Consider the following 14,858-nt stretch of genomic DNA (forward strand, 5'->3'; position numbering starts at 1 on the left):
GCGTAAAGTTCATGGACTTCACCGACGCCTCGCTGACCGAGCTCCGGGTCTTCCGCGAGGTGGCCGAGCGGGGCACGCTCACCGCCGCGGCCGCCGCGCTGGGCTACACCCAGTCCGCCGTCTCCCGCCAGATCTCCGCACTGGAACGGGCGGCAGGGGTCCCGCTGCTGGAGCGGCGCCATGACGGGGTACGGCTGACCGCCGCCGGGCACATCGTGCTGCGGCGGGCCACGACGGTGCTCGACCAGATCGACGCCACGGCACGCGAACTCGCGGGCCTGCCCACCGAGGCCGGCACCGTGCGCCTCGGCTGGTTCACCAGCGCGGGCGCCGTCCTGGTGCCCCGGGCCGTCGCCGGGTTGCGCCGCAGTCACCCCGCCATCAGGGTCGTCACGCGGGAGGGCAGCACGCCCGCGCTCATCCGTGCGCTGCGGGCCGGTACTGTGGATCTCGCGGTGCTGGCCTCGGCGCCGCCGTTCCGCCCGCCCGACGCCGAGTCGCCTCCGCTGGAGGTGCAGACGCTCACCGAGCGCAGTCTCCGCCTGGCGGTGCCCGCCGCCCATCCGTTCGCCCGGCGTGATTCCGTCGACGTCGCCGACCTGAGGGGCCAGCGCTGGATCGCGAGCGCGTCCTCGGGCGATGAGCAGCTGATGGGAGTCTGGCCCGGGCTGGACGAACGACCCGAGATCGCCCACACCGCCCGCGACTGGATGGCCAAGCTCCATCTCGTCGCCGCCGGATGCGGACTGACCACCGTGCCTCCCTCACTCGCGCCCGCCGCGCCTCCGGGGGTGCGGATCGTGGCGGTGCACGGCGGCCCTCAGGAACTGCGACGCGTCGTGCTGGCGCGGCTGTCCCGCCCGCTGACAGAGCCTGTCGCCCGGCTCACCGACGCCCTGCACGCGGCGGCGGCCGAGTCGGGCACACCCGGGTAGCACGGCCGGGAATTCTGTGTGGACGTCCGGCCTTCCGGACGGGCCCGCCAGTCGACGGCGTATTTACCGAAATATCGCGGTAACCGCCCTCCCGGATGATCCGGTGGGGGACTCGATCACGATCCCAAGAACGCGAGACGCCAGGTGGAAGCAGACATGTCCGACGAGCCGATCTACCGCGTACGGGCGGGCGTGCCGGCCTCCGCTGTGGTCCTGCACGTGCCGCACGGCTCTCGTGCCCTCACCGCCGCCGCCCGTCAGAGCATCGTCCTCGACGACGACGCCCTGGCCGTGGAGTTGGACCACATGACCGACGCCCATACCGGGCTCATCGCCGCCCGCGCCGCGAACGCCTCCGCCCTGACTCCGTGGCTGCTGGAGAACCGCTACTCCCGGCTGGTCGTGGATCCCGAACGTTTCCCCGACGAGCGTGAGGAGATGCGGGCCGTGGGCATGGGCGCCGTCTACACCCGCACCGCGCACGGCCGGCGGCTTCGCCCCGACGACGACGCCCGCGACGAGGCTCTCCTCGCCCGGCATTACCGGCCGTACGCCGCCGCCATGGCCGGCCTGGTCGACGCACGACTTGCCGCGACCGGCCACGCCGTCATCATCGACGTCCACTCCTACCCCAGCCGGCCGCTGCCGTACGAGTTGCACGGTGACGGCCCGCGCCCCGCGATCTGCCTCGGCACGGACTCCTTCCACACCCCTGCCGAATTGGTGCAGGCCGCCCGCGACGCGTTCTCCGGCTTCCGGGACATCAAGCTGAACACCCCCTTCGCCGGTTGCTACGTGCCTCTCAAGCACTACCGGCAGCAACCCTCGGTCAGCGCGCTCATGGTCGAGATCCGCCGCGACACCTACATGAGCGAACCCGGCGGCCCACTGCGCGAGGGCGTCGACCACCTCGCCAGGGCACTGGCCGACCTCGTCGACGCGGTGTCGTCCGCCTAGACGATCATCACGGTCCCGACTGCAGCATGGTCCCGGCTCCTGTCGTCGACCCCTTCGGGTCATGCTCGCACTCAGGCCGTGTTCTGATCGTCCATCGTGGACATACGCGATCTAGACATTTCGGTAGGAGTCGTCGAAGATCTGCTCCGTGCGGAGCTCCGACTCCAAAACCGCTGCCATCCGCGCGATCAGCCGAATCCCGATATTCGGGGTGGGACACGGCCGGAAGTATGGACCGTTCCATCCGTACGCCCGGGACGCGGGGCATGGCGCTGTACGGGTGGCACGGCGCTGACACGACGGCAATGGCCGTCCGTCGACCGGGCCTGGGGCGGTGTGGCTGCGGAACGGGTCGGCTCAACAGGGTTCGTCATCGCGCTGAGCAGTGACGGCAGGTAATGGCGCTCAGCCAGATCAAGCAGGTGAATCTGATGCGGTGGGTATGGACGGCGGCGGTGGCGTCGCTCGCGGTGGCGACCCTCGGAGCGTGCAGCGGCACGGCCGACCACACTTCGACCGGAGTGGCGACCAGCTACTTCCAGCGAGTGGGCCATCGCGACTACGCGGGCGCGTGCCAACTGCTCACGGACAGCCTGAAGGTCAAGCTCCACGACTGCCCTACCGCCCTGGAACGCCAGCACGACAACCTCACCAGCACGGAACAAGCCGACCTGGACGACGCGACCGTGAGACGCGCCATCGACACCGGCAAGGACACGGTTGAGGTGCGTACGCAGGACATCGGGGAGCGGGGACGGCCGACGCCCACGAACACGCGCAAGGGCAAGCCGACGCCGAAGGTGAAGACCACCTTCCTGCGCTCGCGCGCCGCGTCCGACATGACCGACAACAAGGGGCTCGTCCTGATGAAGGTCGGCGGCTCCGGGAGATCTCCGACTGCGGACTGTGACCGTACGGGCCCCCGCGCATATCCCGCACAGCCGTGAAATCCCCCTCAGGCACATCCATCCTGGGCTTCCCGCTGGTCGTGAGTCGTACGCGCGTCCGTTGCCGTACCTCGACACCACTTGCAGAGCGGTCCACATGATCGAGATCGATGGCCAGAACGCCGCCTGCGCCGACCTGGTGGAGGCCATCCCCGCGTGAGATCGCGGCGGTCGCGGGAGGCGACCCCTGACACCCTCCTGAACATTCCGCTAACGCAGCGTGTCCCTCTTGCACGTACACGTAACAGGTGGCGGCATTTAGGCGATTTTCCCTAGGCCCTTCCCCGCAGAAGAGAGAGTCCTGGCGCCCCCGATCCCAATGCCCCTGATGTTCGATCTAGGAGCAAAGTCCTGTGGCAATCCCCAGAACACGTCGGCTTGTCGCGGCGGCGAGTCTGCCGCTGATGGTCGCGGCGACCATGGCACTACAACCCGGCACCGCGAACGCCCTCTCATCCGACGTCGTCATCTCCGCTGTGTACGGCGGCGGCGGCAATGCCCAAGCCGTCATCAAGAACGACTACATCGAGCTGGCCAACACCACCGACCACCCCATCGACGTCTCGGCCTGGAGCGTTCAGTACGCCTCGGCCGCGGGCGCCGTCTTTCAGATGACCAATCTGACCGGCAGCATCCCCGCGCACGGCAGGTACCTGGTCCAGGAGGCTGCGGGCGCCGGCGGCACCCTGGCGCTGCCCACGCCCGACGCCATCGGCTCGATCCCCATGTCCGCGACCTCTGGTGTCGTCGCGCTGGTCACGGCCCAAATCCTGCTGGTGGGCTGCGGCATCAGCTGCGCGACTGCTCCGAACGTCAAGGACCTGGTCGGTTACGGCGCGACCGCGAACGTCGAGACGGCCGCCGCGCCCGGGCTCACGAACACCACGGCCAACGCCCGCAGCGGAGCGCTGATCGACACCGACAACAACGCCGCCGACTTCACCGCCGGCGTGCCGAAGGCCACCAACTCCGCGGGTACCACGGTCACCGCGGACGACTCGGGCGGCCCAGGCGACCCGACCCCCGGCACCGTGCGCATCCATGACATCCAGGGCACGGGCCGGATCTCCCCGATCGTCGGGCAGAACGTCACGAACGTCCCGGGCATCGTCACGGCCGTCCGGGTGACCGGCAACGCGCGCGGTTTCTGGTTCCAGGACCCCGGCGCCGACGCCGACGCCCTGTCCAGCGAGGGCATGTTCGTCTTCATGGGCTCGACGTCGCCGGCGGTGGCCATCGGGGACTCCGTCCTGGTCTCCGGCCGCGTCACCGAGTTCCGCCCTGCCGCCGGCGCGCAGAGCCTCACCGAACTCGGCGGCACGATCACCACCACCAAGCTCAGCAGCGGCAACGCGCTGCCCGCGGCCGTACCGGTCGCCTTACCCGACGCCTACACCAAGAGCGGCAGCCTCGAGGCCCAACCTTTGGAGCCGTCCTCCTACGTGCTGGACTGGCTGGAGATCCACGAGGGCATGCGGGTCACCATCGCCCAGGACACCCGCCTGGTCAGCCCGGTCAACACGGAGTTCTCCGAGCTGTGGGTGACCCTCAAGCCGGGCCAGAACCCGACCCCGCGCGGTGGTTCCATCTACAAGACCTACGACGATCCCAACAGCGGCCGCCTGATGATCGTCGCACTGAACGGCGCGCCCGCCGCCAACGTCGGCTCCACGCTGGCCGTCGGCACCACTGGACCGGTGGACTACCAGTCGTTCGGCGGTTACGTCGTGCAGGCCACCCAGCTCGGCACGATCACCGAGGGCGGCCTCAAGCGCCAGAAGGTGCTCCCGCCGACGAAGAAGCACGACCTGTCCGTCGCGACCTACAACGTCGAGAACCTCACCGCCACCGACCCGGACACCAAGTTCACGCGACTGGCCGAGGCGGTCGTCACCAACCTCGGCGCGCCCGACATCCTCGCCCTGGAGGAAATCCAGGACAACAACGGCACCACCGACAACGGCGTCGTCGCAGCCGACCAGACCATCGCGAAGTTCACCGCGGCCATCCGGGCCGCGGGCGGCCCCACGTACGCATGGCGCTCCATCGACCCGAACAACGACACCGACGGCGGCGCACCCGGTGGCAACATCCGCCAAGGGTTCCTGTTCAATCCCGGGCAGGTGACATTCGTCGACCGCCCCGGCGGTGACGCCGACACAGCCGTGTCCGTCATCCGCAAGCACGGGGCCGGCAACCAGATCTCCCTGTCGGTCTCACCCGGCCGGATCAACCCGACCAGCGACGCCTGGGCCACCAGCCGCAAGCCACTCGTCGGCGAGTTCCGCTACCACGGCAACCAGCAACTGTTCGTCATCGCCAACCACTTCAACTCCAAGGGCGGCGACGCCCCGCTGAGCGCCGCCGTCCAGCCCCCGGTCCGCAGCAGCGAAGTCCAGCGCATCGCCCAGGCAACCGAGGTCCACAACTTCGTCAAGGACCTGTCCGACAAGAGCGGCGGCAGCGCCCAGGTCATCGTGCTGGGCGATCTCAACGACTACCAGTTCAGCCCCGCCATCCAGACCCTCACCGGCAACGGCACCGTCCTGAAGACCCTGATCGACACCCTGCCCGCCGACCAGCGCTACAGCTACATCTTCGATGGCAACTCCCAGGTCCTCGACCACATCCTCATCAGCCCCGCCATCAAGGGCTACTCCTACGGCGTCGTCCACATCAACGCCGAATTCTCCGACCAGGCCAGTGACCACGATCCCCAGATCGTCCGCATCCTCGCCGGCTGCAACGGACACCGGCTCCCCGCCCGCTGCCTCCCCGGTAGCCCTGTAGTAGACGAGTAACCCACAAAGCGCCCGCCCATGAAGGGCGGGCGCTTTTCTCGCGGTCTTCACGCGACGGCGGTGCTGCCGGCCCTGTTGGCCGCTACCTCCCCCGACGCACGCGGCGCTCGCCTCTACGGTCCCAGCGGTCTCGGGAACCTGTCCGGCGCGCCCGCCGAACAGACCGTCTACTCCCGGCTTCGCAGCGAGGACGACACCAACCGCATTTGGCAGAGTTCCGAGGAGCTCACCGGCACCTCTTTCCCGGTTGCGCTGTCCATGACCGATCCGAGGGGCGGCAGGTGAGAGACTCACCGGGGTCGACCGCCGGGGCCGACTTTACTCACAGGCCGTGACCTGCAGCGGGAGATTCACGACGGCTCAGCCCGCCCGCGTCTGCCCCATGATCGCCGATCCAGGAGCATCAGGGTCCTCACTGGTGATCAGCACCCAGACGCCTTCGGCGTACTCCTGGCGGGAGATCCTGCCGTCGCCGTCGGTGTCCAGTTGAGCGAAAGCACCCTCGGCCACCCCGTGGGGGACACCCAACGCGCTGAAGAGGCGATCGAGTTCCGGCGCCGAGATGAAACCGTCTTCGTCGATGTCGGCGGCGTCGAAGCCGGCGCACGACAGCGCTAGGGTCATCTGCTGGAACTGCGGATGGCCCGCGACCAAGTGGTCCACCGCCTGGACGAATTCCGCCTCGCTCACCGCGGCATCGCCATCGAGGTCGGCGTCCTCGCGGACGTGTTCCCACCAGTCCGCGCACAACTGCTGAAGGGCCTGATGCTGACGCGAGCCCGGGTCGAGGGCCAACGCGGCACATGCCCCGTCCGCGATGCGCTTGAAGTCATCGGCAGCGATCTGCCCGTCGCCAGTGCTGTCAAGCAGGGCGAACAGGGCAGCGACGTTGGACTCACGGAGAGAACGGGTCACAGGAGTACCTCCCGGATCGAACGGCGTGGATCAGGACCGCTCCCTAAGTATCCGGATGGCTCCGTTCAGTGACAGATGGTGTCGTGGTAGCGACGCGGCAACACTAATGTGCCTTGAGAGACCGCGTGCGAGTAGTACGCCGGTGTTCACGAAGGACCGGCCTCAGGGAGAGAGTCCGACACCAGAGGCTCTACGCCCGGATACCAGGACGGGCGACTATGGGTGTCAAGCCATGTGGATCGTCATCCACGCCTCAGCACATCATCTCCGATGATCCCGAATCTTTCCGCCGATGCCGCCGCCGACGCGGATGCGACGCGAGCAGCCGTAGAGGGCCGGGGATGACCATGCATAGCCGGACACATAGCAAGAGGCCCGCCGCCGCGTTTCCGCAGGTGACGGGCCTCTTCAGGCTTGTGTGACAGGTCCAGGGTCCGAACCTGGGTAGGTTGAGCCGACGGTTTACAGTCCCGTCGCGGTCACGTCTTGACCTGCGATTTCTCTCAAAACCACCCCATCCTGGCCGCGTATCGGCGTCGCGACGACATCCCAGCTTGGTACCTCCCTTCAGAGGCCACGGGTTACAGGCTGCGGGCGGTGATGTCACCGTTCGAGGTGGTGGCCTGGATCTCGAGTTCAGCGGTGCCGTCGTTCTTGAGAGCGTTGGCGATACGGCCGTGGCTGGTACCGGCGTCCAGAGCCGCCGAGACTCCGGCGGCGGCGCCGACCGAGATGTCGCCGGACTGGGTGCGCAGCACGACCTTGCCGCCCGTGGCCTCGGCGATCCGGATGTCGCCCCGTGCGGTGCTGATCTGCGCGGGGCCGCCCAACCGGCCGACCTCGACATCGCCGTCGACCGCGGTGAGGCGCATGCCCGCAGCCTCGTCGATCGTGATCTGGCTGTACGCGCCTTCGAAGTCGACGTCGCCGAGGCGGCCGACGGTCCGCAGTTCAGCACTGGCCGCCTTAGCCTCGACGCGGGACCCGGCAGGCAGCCTGACCGTCACCTCGATGGACCCAGACGGGCCGAAGTACTGGTTCTTCACCGGGGTCTCGATCCGCAGGACGCCGTCGGCGTACGCGACCGTGGTCTGCTCCGCCGCATTCACGTCGCGGCTCTTCGAGGCGTTCGCGGGCAGGACCTCGACCGTGGTGTCGGTACGGTCGGCGGCGATGAACTGGACGCGTCCCGCGGGGATGTGCAGGAGGGCGAAGATCGGGGCGGGGGTGTCGAACGTCTGCATCATGTGCTCCTTGTGTTGGTGTGGCCCAGTTCGCAACCCCGAGGCCGCGTCGCTGAACCGTTCATGGCATTCACCATCGCCGACCGCACTGATACTGGGCTGTCGCCGTCCTGACGCCGCCGCTGATATACGGCGGGAAGTAGCCGGCCGGGCATGACCCCGTGGCCGCGTAGTGCAGACAGTCGATGAAAGTGGAGTTCGGCCCCGGGGCATGATCCCGGCCTGCTCTCACCCACCACAGGGTTGCGCACGTTCGGCCCGGCGGAGGATGACGGCGTGGCCCGCGATAGCGTCCCGAGGATGGAGATACGCCTGGCCGGTGACGGTGACGTCGCCGAAATCGCCCGCATCGCAACCGCCAACGGGGACGGCGACGGCGCGAATCCGCGGTATGTCGCCCATCTCCGCGGTAACGGCGGGTTCCTGGTCGCGGTGACCGGGGGCGAGGTGGCCGGATACTGCGCCACCCGCCGGTTCGCCGGGGCGACGATGTTGTGCGACCTGTTCGTCGACCCCGCCCGGCACGGCCGCGGCGTGGGTCGCAGCCTGCTCGAGGCGGCATTTCCTGGCTCAGGAGCGAGGTTCACCTTCGCCTCGCAGGACCCTCGGGCGATGCCCCTGTACCTGCGTCACGGCATGCGGCCGCGATGGCCGCTGCTCTATCTCAGCGGCCCGCCAGGCCGCGGCGCGGAGCCGTCCGCGCGCAGAGTCGACGTCGTCGACGCGGGCGCCGCCGAGTCGCTGCTCACCGGCGTGGACCGCACGGCCGACTACGCCTACTGGGCCGTCACGCCGGGGACGAACGGAGTGCTCGTGTACGACGACGGCGGCGCGGTCGCCGCCGCGGGAGTGGCCGGGCCCGACAACCTGATCCACCTGACCACCGCCGGCAGCCACGACCCCGCCGCCGCCCTGCGGAGCGCCCTCACCGTCTTCGACGCCCCGACGGTACGGCTCTGCCTGCCCGGCCCCCATCCGGCGGTCGAGGACCTCTTGCGAGCCCGCTGGCGGATCGACACCTACGACCACCACATGTCGAGCGTCGCCGACATCATCGGCTCCGACCGGGTCCTGTCACCGTCTCTCGCCTGAAGTCGTCCGGCGGCCGGGGAGTGCTCATCCGACCAGGAGAGGCGATGCGGCGCAGCCTCTCGCGGGCGTCCGCAGTCGGTGATCAGGCGATCCGGTAGCCGACTCCTCGCGCCGTCGCGATGACCGGCGGGTCGCCGAGCTTGCGCCGCAGCCGGCCTACCGTGACCGTGACGGTGTTGGTGAAACTGTCGGCGTTTTCGTCCCATACCTGCTCGAGCAGGGTTTCGGTGCTCAGGAAGCCCGGGCTTGCCCGCAGCAGCGCATCGAGCACGGCGAACTCCTTCACTGAGAGGTCAAGCTGCCGCCCGTCACGAACAGCGGTTCGGCGTACCGGGTCCAGCGCGATCCCGGCCACGTGCAGCATGCGGGGCCGCGCGTCCGGTTTGCGGCGGGCCAGCGCCTGGATGCGCAGGATCAGCTCCGGGAAGTGGAACGGCTTGGCGAGATAGTCGTCCGCGCCCAGGGTCAACCCGCTGACCCGGTCGCCGGGCGCACTGGCCGCGGTCAGCATCAGCACCATCGGCCGGTCCGGCCGCTCGGTGATCATCTGGCACAGAGTATCGCCGTGCAGACTGGGCAGGTCCCGGTCCAGGACCACCACGTCGTACGCGGTGAGGTCCAGCTTGGCGGCGGCGGTAAGCCCGTCGTACGCCAGGTCAACGGCCATCCCCTGGTCGCGTAGCCCTTCGGCGACGACCTCGGCGAGGGCGTCGTCGTCTTCGGCCACCAGGATCCTCACGTCCCCACTGGCACTTTCGCGGCCGGAAGGGTGATCGACACGCGTAGGCCGCCCTCTGCCCGGGCAAGCAGGGCGAGCCGGCCGCCGTGGGCGGCGGCCACGGCCGCCACAATCGACAGGCCCAGACCCGAGGAGCCGGTACGTTCGCCGCCGAGCCGCTCGAAAGGCTGCGCCAACCGGTCGACCTTCCGCTGGTCGAGGACGGGCCCGCCGGTCTCGACGATCAGCGCCGTCTCCTGCGCTTTCGCGAACCCGGTGATCTCGATCCATCCGCCGTTCGCGTTGTGGGTCACGGCGTTGTCGACGACGTTGCCCACCAGCCGCGCCAGCAGCGCCGGGCTGCCCTCGGCCGCCGTTGCCGGCGGCACGTCCACCGTCAAACTCAGCCCCTTCCGCCGCACGTCTGCGGACCGTTCCCGCAGTGCGGCGTCGATGAGGTCGCCGAGGTCGACCGGTGCGGCGTCGGCCAGCGCGCCATGCTGCGCCCGGGCCAGCACGAGGAACCCGTCGAGCAGGTGATCGACCCGGTCAAGTTGCCGACGCAGACGGTCCGCGAGCGCCACCGTCGAGGCGGCAGGGTCGGGCTTGGCGACCGCGACGTCCAGCGACGCCCGCATCGTCGCCAGCGGCGTACGCAGCTCATGGGACGCGTTGGCGACGAAGCGCCGCTGCGCGGTGAACGATGCCTCAAGCCGTCCGAGCAACTCATCGATGGTGTCGGCGAGGTCCTTCACCTCGTCCGCCGGACCGGTGACGGCCAGCCGCTGACCCAGGCTGTCGGCGGAGATGCGCCGGGTGACAGCCGCGATGAGCCGCAGCGGCCGCAGGACCCGCTTGGCCAGGACCCGGCCGAGCAGCAACGAGACGACTGCCATCACGATCAGCGCCAGCAGCGAGCCGGCCAGCAGCTGGCTGGACTGCTGCGCATGCACCGCGGCCAGTTGGTCCTCCAACTCCCGGACGCGCTGCTGTGCCGCAGTGACGCTGCCCTGGTCGGGGAGATTTCCAGCCGGGGAGACGTTGCTCAGGCTGCCGCCGGAGAGCAGGAAGACCAGGCCCAGCAGCCCGACACCCGACAGGAGGAACACAACGGCGTACAACATCGTGAACCGTGCTCCCACGGTCCCACTGCGCAGCCCGATCATGCTGCCCAGCATGCCCTGGGAAAGCTAACAACAGAATGACAGCACCGCTTCGGGTCGTGTTACGCACCGATCCGTAGAACCGACGGCATGTCGACCACCGAACTCCTCCGGCGGGAATGGACCGCGTTCCGCCGCCCGGGGCGCCTGATCGCCCTGGCTGCCGCTGCCCTCACCGTCATCGCACTGGGTCTGCTGTTCACGCTCAACAGCCACTCGTCCTGCCCGGGTCCTTGCCCGGCCGTGCCGGTCGCCGGTGACGGCTCCATCGTCAGTGACGAATTCTGGTTCCTGCATCGTGACCTGAGCCGCGAGGGCAGCATCACTGTCCGGATGACCTCGATGACCGGGACGATCACCTATCCACCGCCGAAACATGACCAGATCGTGTCCGGGCTGGTGCCGTGGGCGAAAGCCGGGATCATCGTCAAGGACGGCGTGCGGCAGGGCTCGCAGTACGCGGCACTCATGATGACCGGTAGCCACGGCGTTCGCTTCCAGCACGACTACCGGAACGACGTCGCCGGCAGCGCTGGAGACGTCTCGGCGCAGTCCCCCCGCTGGCTGCGCCTGACCCGCTCAGGCAACATGATCACTGGCTCCGAGTCCTCCGACGGCAGCGAGTGGCACACCGTCGCAGCCGCGACACTCGACGGGCTGCCGGACACCGTGCAGGTCGGCCTCTTCGCCACCTCCCCCGGCGACCTCACGCTCCGCAAGATCGGCCTCGGCGGCGCGATCGAGGAGGTCCGGTTCACCCAGGCCGTCGGCGTCTTCGACAACGTCACCGTCGAGGGCGGTGCCACCGGCAAGTGGGACAGCGACTCGGTAGGCGAGATGAACCACACCGACTGGGAGAAATACCACAACCCATCGGGAGCCGTGGAGAAGGACGGCGTCATCACGATCAGCGGCACCGGCGACATCGGGCCGCTCGGTGAGGAGGGCACGCGTAGCGTCGAGAACACGCTGCTCGGCCTGCCGGTCGCGCTGATCATCGTGGTCATCGTCGCGGCTCGCTACGGCACCCGCACGGCCGGCGAGGCGGCATCCCGGCGAGTGATCGTCGCCCGGGCACTCGTCGTCGCGGGGGCCAACTTCGTCACCGGTCTGGTGGCGGTCGGCATCGTCCTCCCGGCGGGCATAGCGAGCCTGAAAGGCAACGGCATCGTGGTGCCGTCGCTGCCGGTGCTGACCGGCGCTCGGGTGATCGTCGGCCTCGCGGCGGTGCTCGCGCTCTGCGCCGTCGTCGCATACGGGCTCGGCGTGCGGCTGCACCGCGGCTGGTCAGCGATCCTCATCGGAGTGTCGCTGATCGCTCTACCGTATGCTGTCACGGCGTTCCCGCTGCTCCCCGACGCGGTCTCCGACTGGCTGCTGCAGCTCACGCCGGCCGCCGGATTCGCGGTCAAGCAGACGACAGTGGAGTATCCGCAGGTGACGGAACACTACGCGCCGTCGGCCGGGTACTTCCCGCTCCCCTGGTGGGCGGGGCTCACCCTGCTCTGCGCGTACACCGTAATCAGCATGCTGATCGCCGTCGACCGTAAGCAGGCCGAAAAGACCGACTGGCGATAGTGGACGGTGCCGGGGGCCCGGTCCCGTTGCTGTACGAACTGCTGTACGCCCACGAAAAAGGCCCTCCCGGATCATCCGGGAGGGCCTCTGGCCTGGAGCCGCCTAAGGGAATCGAGCCCTTGACCCCTTCATTACGAGTTAGAACACGAGCGTCCAAGGCCATCCACCGGCGTCAGAAAAGCCTGCTCAAGCCGCATGGAACCAGCTTCGGAGTCCATGAGGATCCAGAACCGTCCACGGCCGTTGTTAGCAATCGCGTTAGCAGGATCCTTCGAGGAACTCGTCGCGCATCTCAGGAGGGCCGTCTTCCGTGGAACCGTCGCCAGCGTCAAGCTCGGCATGCGGGTCCAGGTTAGGACCTACGCGATAGTTCGGCTCACGACCTCAAAAGGGCGCCAATGCCGCGCAGGCGGCCTCACGATCTTCGGCGGTTACGCCGCCACCGCCCTCGATGGCACAACACCCCACACGTCGCCGGGTAGCCCGGCGACGCCCAGCAAGAGATCTTTGAGATCGAACTGACGACTGCGGTCGCCTACGCGCGATCCGGGCTGTGGCCTGGAGCGACAACAGAAGCCCTCGCTGGCTGGGCACGCACTTCCCGTAACCCCGCGGCGTTCGAGGCCCACCCCTGCGATTGCTGCGGTCGCACAAGCCGCCAACTCCCACAAGAGGTCACTCCGGCGAGTGACGGCGTCGCTGTCCGGAGTTGCCGTGTAGACGGTCGCGATGCCGATCTCGAACCCTGCGGCGAGCTGGGCGTACGTGTCGCCGCATCGCAGGTGGGCCAGGGCGAGCAGGGCCTGACGGCCGACGGGCAGACGCCGCCATCGCGTGCCGATCTCCCGCGGTGTGCGGCCAGTTGCCTCATCAGGTGCCGCAGCGTGCGGCTGGACAGGTCGATCGACGGCGGGTAGACACGCACGCGAAGCTTCTGGCGGACACGGTGATCTTGGTCGAGAACCCATCCACCAGGCACAGCCCATGCCCACCAACACCCCGACGGCACAGCCAGGTTGGAAAGGGCTCATCATGTTGGGCATGGATCATCAGGGGCAGTTTCGGCGTGCAGCGCTTGAGTTGGGCATCCCGGACGACGAGATCAGCAGGTTCAGCCAGCACCTCCGTTTGACGATCCGGTTGGGCGGGGGTTCCGGTGGCTTTCCGGTCGGGCAGTTCGGTGGGTTGCCCCGGCTGCCGGTGGGCATGAACTGGCCGTCCGCCGGAAACTGTCCGTTGCCGTTCGTCTTTTCCGTCGATTGTGGGGCGCTGCCGAGAGTCGACGGCTTCGACCTGCCGGCAGACGGGACGCTGCTCTTCTTCCTGGCCCACGAGAAGGACCATCTGGACGATACCGGGAGGTACGCGCGAGTCGTGTACGTACAGGACGGCACCGATACCGTGGTCGCAGAATGCCCGGACTCCGGGATCGTCGGCGAGCAGTACGACGTCAGCGCCACGCTCCGCGCCGAGCTGCCCCCCTGGTTCGGGACGGACGAAGACGAGGACGAGGACGAGGACTGGGACGACCTGTCGCCCTTCCAGCAGCAGTTGGCCCGTGACCTGGAGCGTGACGTGCCGCATCTGGACGAACTCCGTGCCCTGGCCCACGACCTCTGGCCGGGCGGAGGCCGTGCCCACATCGGCGGGTATGTCAACGATGAGGTGATCAACGACATTGCGGAGCAGACCCTCGCGGGGCGCGAGCAGGCCGGCGAGATCGTCATCCCGATGGCGAAATGGTATTCCCATGTGGAGAAGGAGAAGCACCGGCTGACGAGCGAATGGATGTCACTCGCTGTTTTTACCGTGGATTTCGCGTCGGCCTATTACACCGCGCATTTTGTGATCCGCCACGACGACCTGGCCGCCGCTCGGGTGGACAAGGCGCTTTGCCTAACCACGTTCAGCGATTAGAACACCGAGCCCTTTCCGAGCTGGCGGTGTGACCGCGAGTTGGACAGTCCCGCACGACGACGAAGCTCCTGGTAGACGGGGTGTCGACCAAGATCACCCGTGTCTGTCAGGAGCTACGCGTGCTTGTCTACCCATCCTCGATCGATCTGTCCAGCCGCACCTTGGACATGCACCCACTGAGCAGGGGTGAGCGGCACGAGCCGCACCGTGGCACGGCCACCAGGTTCGAGGGTGGGCTGCCCTTCCACCCACAGGCCGGCGATGTTCCATGCCGGCTCCTCTGTCGGCGTCCGGTTCCCGATGTCCCACATCGGCCACAGAACACCCGCGCCGTCGATGGGCGTCGTGCGCCGCGCCTCCGAGGCCGGGCGAAGTTCGAGTTCCGCGCGGACAACCCCGTTGCCGACCTCGGCGGGATGTGGAAGCCGTCGCGCGGGAACTGAGAAAGACACACCCGTGGCTCGCGGCGATCGCTTTCGGCTCGGACGACGACTGGCAGGACTGCCCAGGCGTCTCGCCACACGCTGCCACACCGCAGGCTCGACGGGTTGAGCTGTCCTGGTGCGACGACTCCCCGGGCGACGGGCGGTC

The 14,858-nt window shown here is 68.5% G+C and carries 12 protein-coding genes and 1 pseudogene; 8 read left to right on the forward strand and 5 right to left on the reverse strand.

All coding sequences use genetic code 11. The features are described 5' to 3' along the window. The first annotated feature begins 11 nt into the window (after nt 1–11). From Pph01_RS20880 to Pph01_RS20900, 5 genes are all read left to right on the forward strand, one after another. Nucleotides 12–935, forward strand: coding sequence for a LysR family transcriptional regulator (locus Pph01_RS20880; protein ID WP_204074800.1), 924 nt, complete (start codon nt 12–14; stop codon nt 933–935). A 156-nt stretch (nt 936–1,091) separates the two neighbouring features. Next, nucleotides 1,092–1,892 (forward strand): N-formylglutamate amidohydrolase, encoded by an 801-nt coding sequence (locus Pph01_RS20885; RefSeq protein WP_204074801.1) that lies wholly within the window; start codon nt 1,092–1,094, stop codon nt 1,890–1,892. A gap of 431 nt (nt 1,893–2,323) precedes the next feature. Continuing rightward, nucleotides 2,324–2,839, forward strand: coding sequence for a hypothetical protein (locus Pph01_RS20890; RefSeq protein WP_204074802.1), 516 nt, complete (start codon nt 2,324–2,326; stop codon nt 2,837–2,839). A 353-nt stretch (nt 2,840–3,192) separates the two neighbouring features. Next, a complete protein-coding gene (locus tag Pph01_RS20895) occupies nt 3,193–5,640 on the forward strand; it encodes a DUF8508 domain-containing protein (protein ID WP_239116882.1) in 2,448 nt (815 codons plus the stop codon). Nucleotides 5,641–5,658: 18 nt separating this feature from the next. Further along, nucleotides 5,659–5,925, forward strand: coding sequence for a Rossmann-fold NAD(P)-binding domain-containing protein (locus Pph01_RS20900; RefSeq protein ID WP_204074803.1), 267 nt, complete (start codon nt 5,659–5,661; stop codon nt 5,923–5,925). 75 nt (nt 5,926–6,000) lie between these two features. Here the strand turns inward: Pph01_RS20900 and Pph01_RS20905 are convergent, their stop codons facing one another. Together Pph01_RS20905 and Pph01_RS20910 are read right to left on the reverse strand one after the other, a co-directional pair. Next, nucleotides 6,001–6,555, reverse strand: a complete 555-nt coding sequence (locus Pph01_RS20905; RefSeq protein ID WP_204074804.1) for an EF-hand domain-containing protein — start codon at nt 6,553–6,555, stop codon at nt 6,001–6,003. Between the two features lie 581 nt (nt 6,556–7,136). Next, a complete protein-coding gene (locus Pph01_RS20910) occupies nt 7,137–7,799 on the reverse strand; it encodes a DUF4097 family beta strand repeat-containing protein (RefSeq protein WP_204074805.1) in 663 nt (220 codons plus the stop codon). Nucleotides 7,800–8,099: 300 nt separating this feature from the next. On the opposite strand from Pph01_RS20910, the gene Pph01_RS20915 reads away from it, so the two are divergent. Then, nucleotides 8,100–8,891 (forward strand): GNAT family N-acetyltransferase, encoded by a 792-nt coding sequence (locus Pph01_RS20915; RefSeq protein ID WP_204074806.1) that lies wholly within the window; start codon nt 8,100–8,102, stop codon nt 8,889–8,891. Nucleotides 8,892–8,973: 82 nt separating this feature from the next. Here Pph01_RS20915 and Pph01_RS20920 read toward each other — a convergent pair whose 3' ends face one another. Next, nucleotides 8,974–9,630: a response regulator transcription factor gene (locus tag Pph01_RS20920; protein WP_204074807.1), complete on the reverse strand. Its 657-nt coding sequence runs from the start codon at nt 9,628–9,630 to the stop codon at nt 8,974–8,976. After that, nucleotides 9,627–10,775 carry a sensor histidine kinase gene (locus tag Pph01_RS20925; RefSeq protein WP_204074808.1) on the reverse strand — a complete coding sequence of 383 codons (1,149 nt, stop codon included), beginning with the start codon at nt 10,773–10,775 and terminating at the stop codon, nt 9,627–9,629. The genes Pph01_RS20920 and Pph01_RS20925 overlap by 4 nt, the downstream gene beginning before the upstream one ends. Nucleotides 10,776–10,862: 87 nt before the next feature. Here Pph01_RS20925 and Pph01_RS20930 point away from each other — a divergent pair, with 87 nt between their 5' ends. Continuing rightward, nucleotides 10,863–12,350, forward strand: a complete 1,488-nt coding sequence (locus tag Pph01_RS20930; protein ID WP_204074809.1) for a DUF1349 domain-containing protein — start codon at nt 10,863–10,865, stop codon at nt 12,348–12,350. A gap of 716 nt (nt 12,351–13,066) precedes the next feature. Here the strand turns inward: Pph01_RS20930 and Pph01_RS20935 are convergent. Next, nucleotides 13,067–13,275: pseudogene (locus Pph01_RS20935) on the reverse strand (transposase family protein); the annotation flags it as partial. 59 nt (nt 13,276–13,334) lie between these two features. Here Pph01_RS20935 and Pph01_RS20940 point away from each other — a divergent pair. Beyond that, nucleotides 13,335–14,267, forward strand: a complete 933-nt coding sequence (locus Pph01_RS20940) for a DUF1963 domain-containing protein (protein ID WP_239116883.1) — start codon at nt 13,335–13,337, stop codon at nt 14,265–14,267. The last annotated feature ends 591 nt before the right edge of the window (nt 14,268–14,858 follow it).

Source organism: Planotetraspora phitsanulokensis, assembly GCF_016863295.1.
In the GTDB taxonomy this organism is placed as follows: Bacteria; Actinomycetota; Actinomycetes; order Streptosporangiales; family Streptosporangiaceae; genus Planotetraspora; species Planotetraspora phitsanulokensis.

What these genes read in the sequence shown, in the direction of transcription:
- Pph01_RS20880 (WP_204074800.1), top strand. Translation starts at nt 12, where the DNA reads ATGGACTTCACCGACGCCTCGCTGACCGAGCTCCGGGTCTTCCGCGAG.
- Pph01_RS20885 (WP_204074801.1), top strand. Translation starts at nt 1,092, where the DNA reads ATGTCCGACGAGCCGATCTACCGCGTACGGGCGGGCGTGCCGGCCTCC.
- Pph01_RS20890 (WP_204074802.1), top strand. Translation starts at nt 2,324, where the DNA reads ATGCGGTGGGTATGGACGGCGGCGGTGGCGTCGCTCGCGGTGGCGACC.
- Pph01_RS20900 (WP_204074803.1), top strand. Translation starts at nt 5,659, where the DNA reads ATGAAGGGCGGGCGCTTTTCTCGCGGTCTTCACGCGACGGCGGTGCTG.
- Pph01_RS20910 (WP_204074805.1), bottom strand. Translation starts at nt 7,799, where the DNA reads ATGCAGACGTTCGACACCCCCGCCCCGATCTTCGCCCTCCTGCACATC.
- Pph01_RS20915 (WP_204074806.1), top strand. Translation starts at nt 8,100, where the DNA reads ATGGAGATACGCCTGGCCGGTGACGGTGACGTCGCCGAAATCGCCCGC.
- Pph01_RS20925 (WP_204074808.1), bottom strand. Translation starts at nt 10,775, where the DNA reads ATGATCGGGCTGCGCAGTGGGACCGTGGGAGCACGGTTCACGATGTTG.
- Pph01_RS20930 (WP_204074809.1), top strand. Translation starts at nt 10,863, where the DNA reads ATGTCGACCACCGAACTCCTCCGGCGGGAATGGACCGCGTTCCGCCGC.
- Pph01_RS20940 (WP_239116883.1), top strand. Translation starts at nt 13,335, where the DNA reads ATGCCCACCAACACCCCGACGGCACAGCCAGGTTGGAAAGGGCTCATC.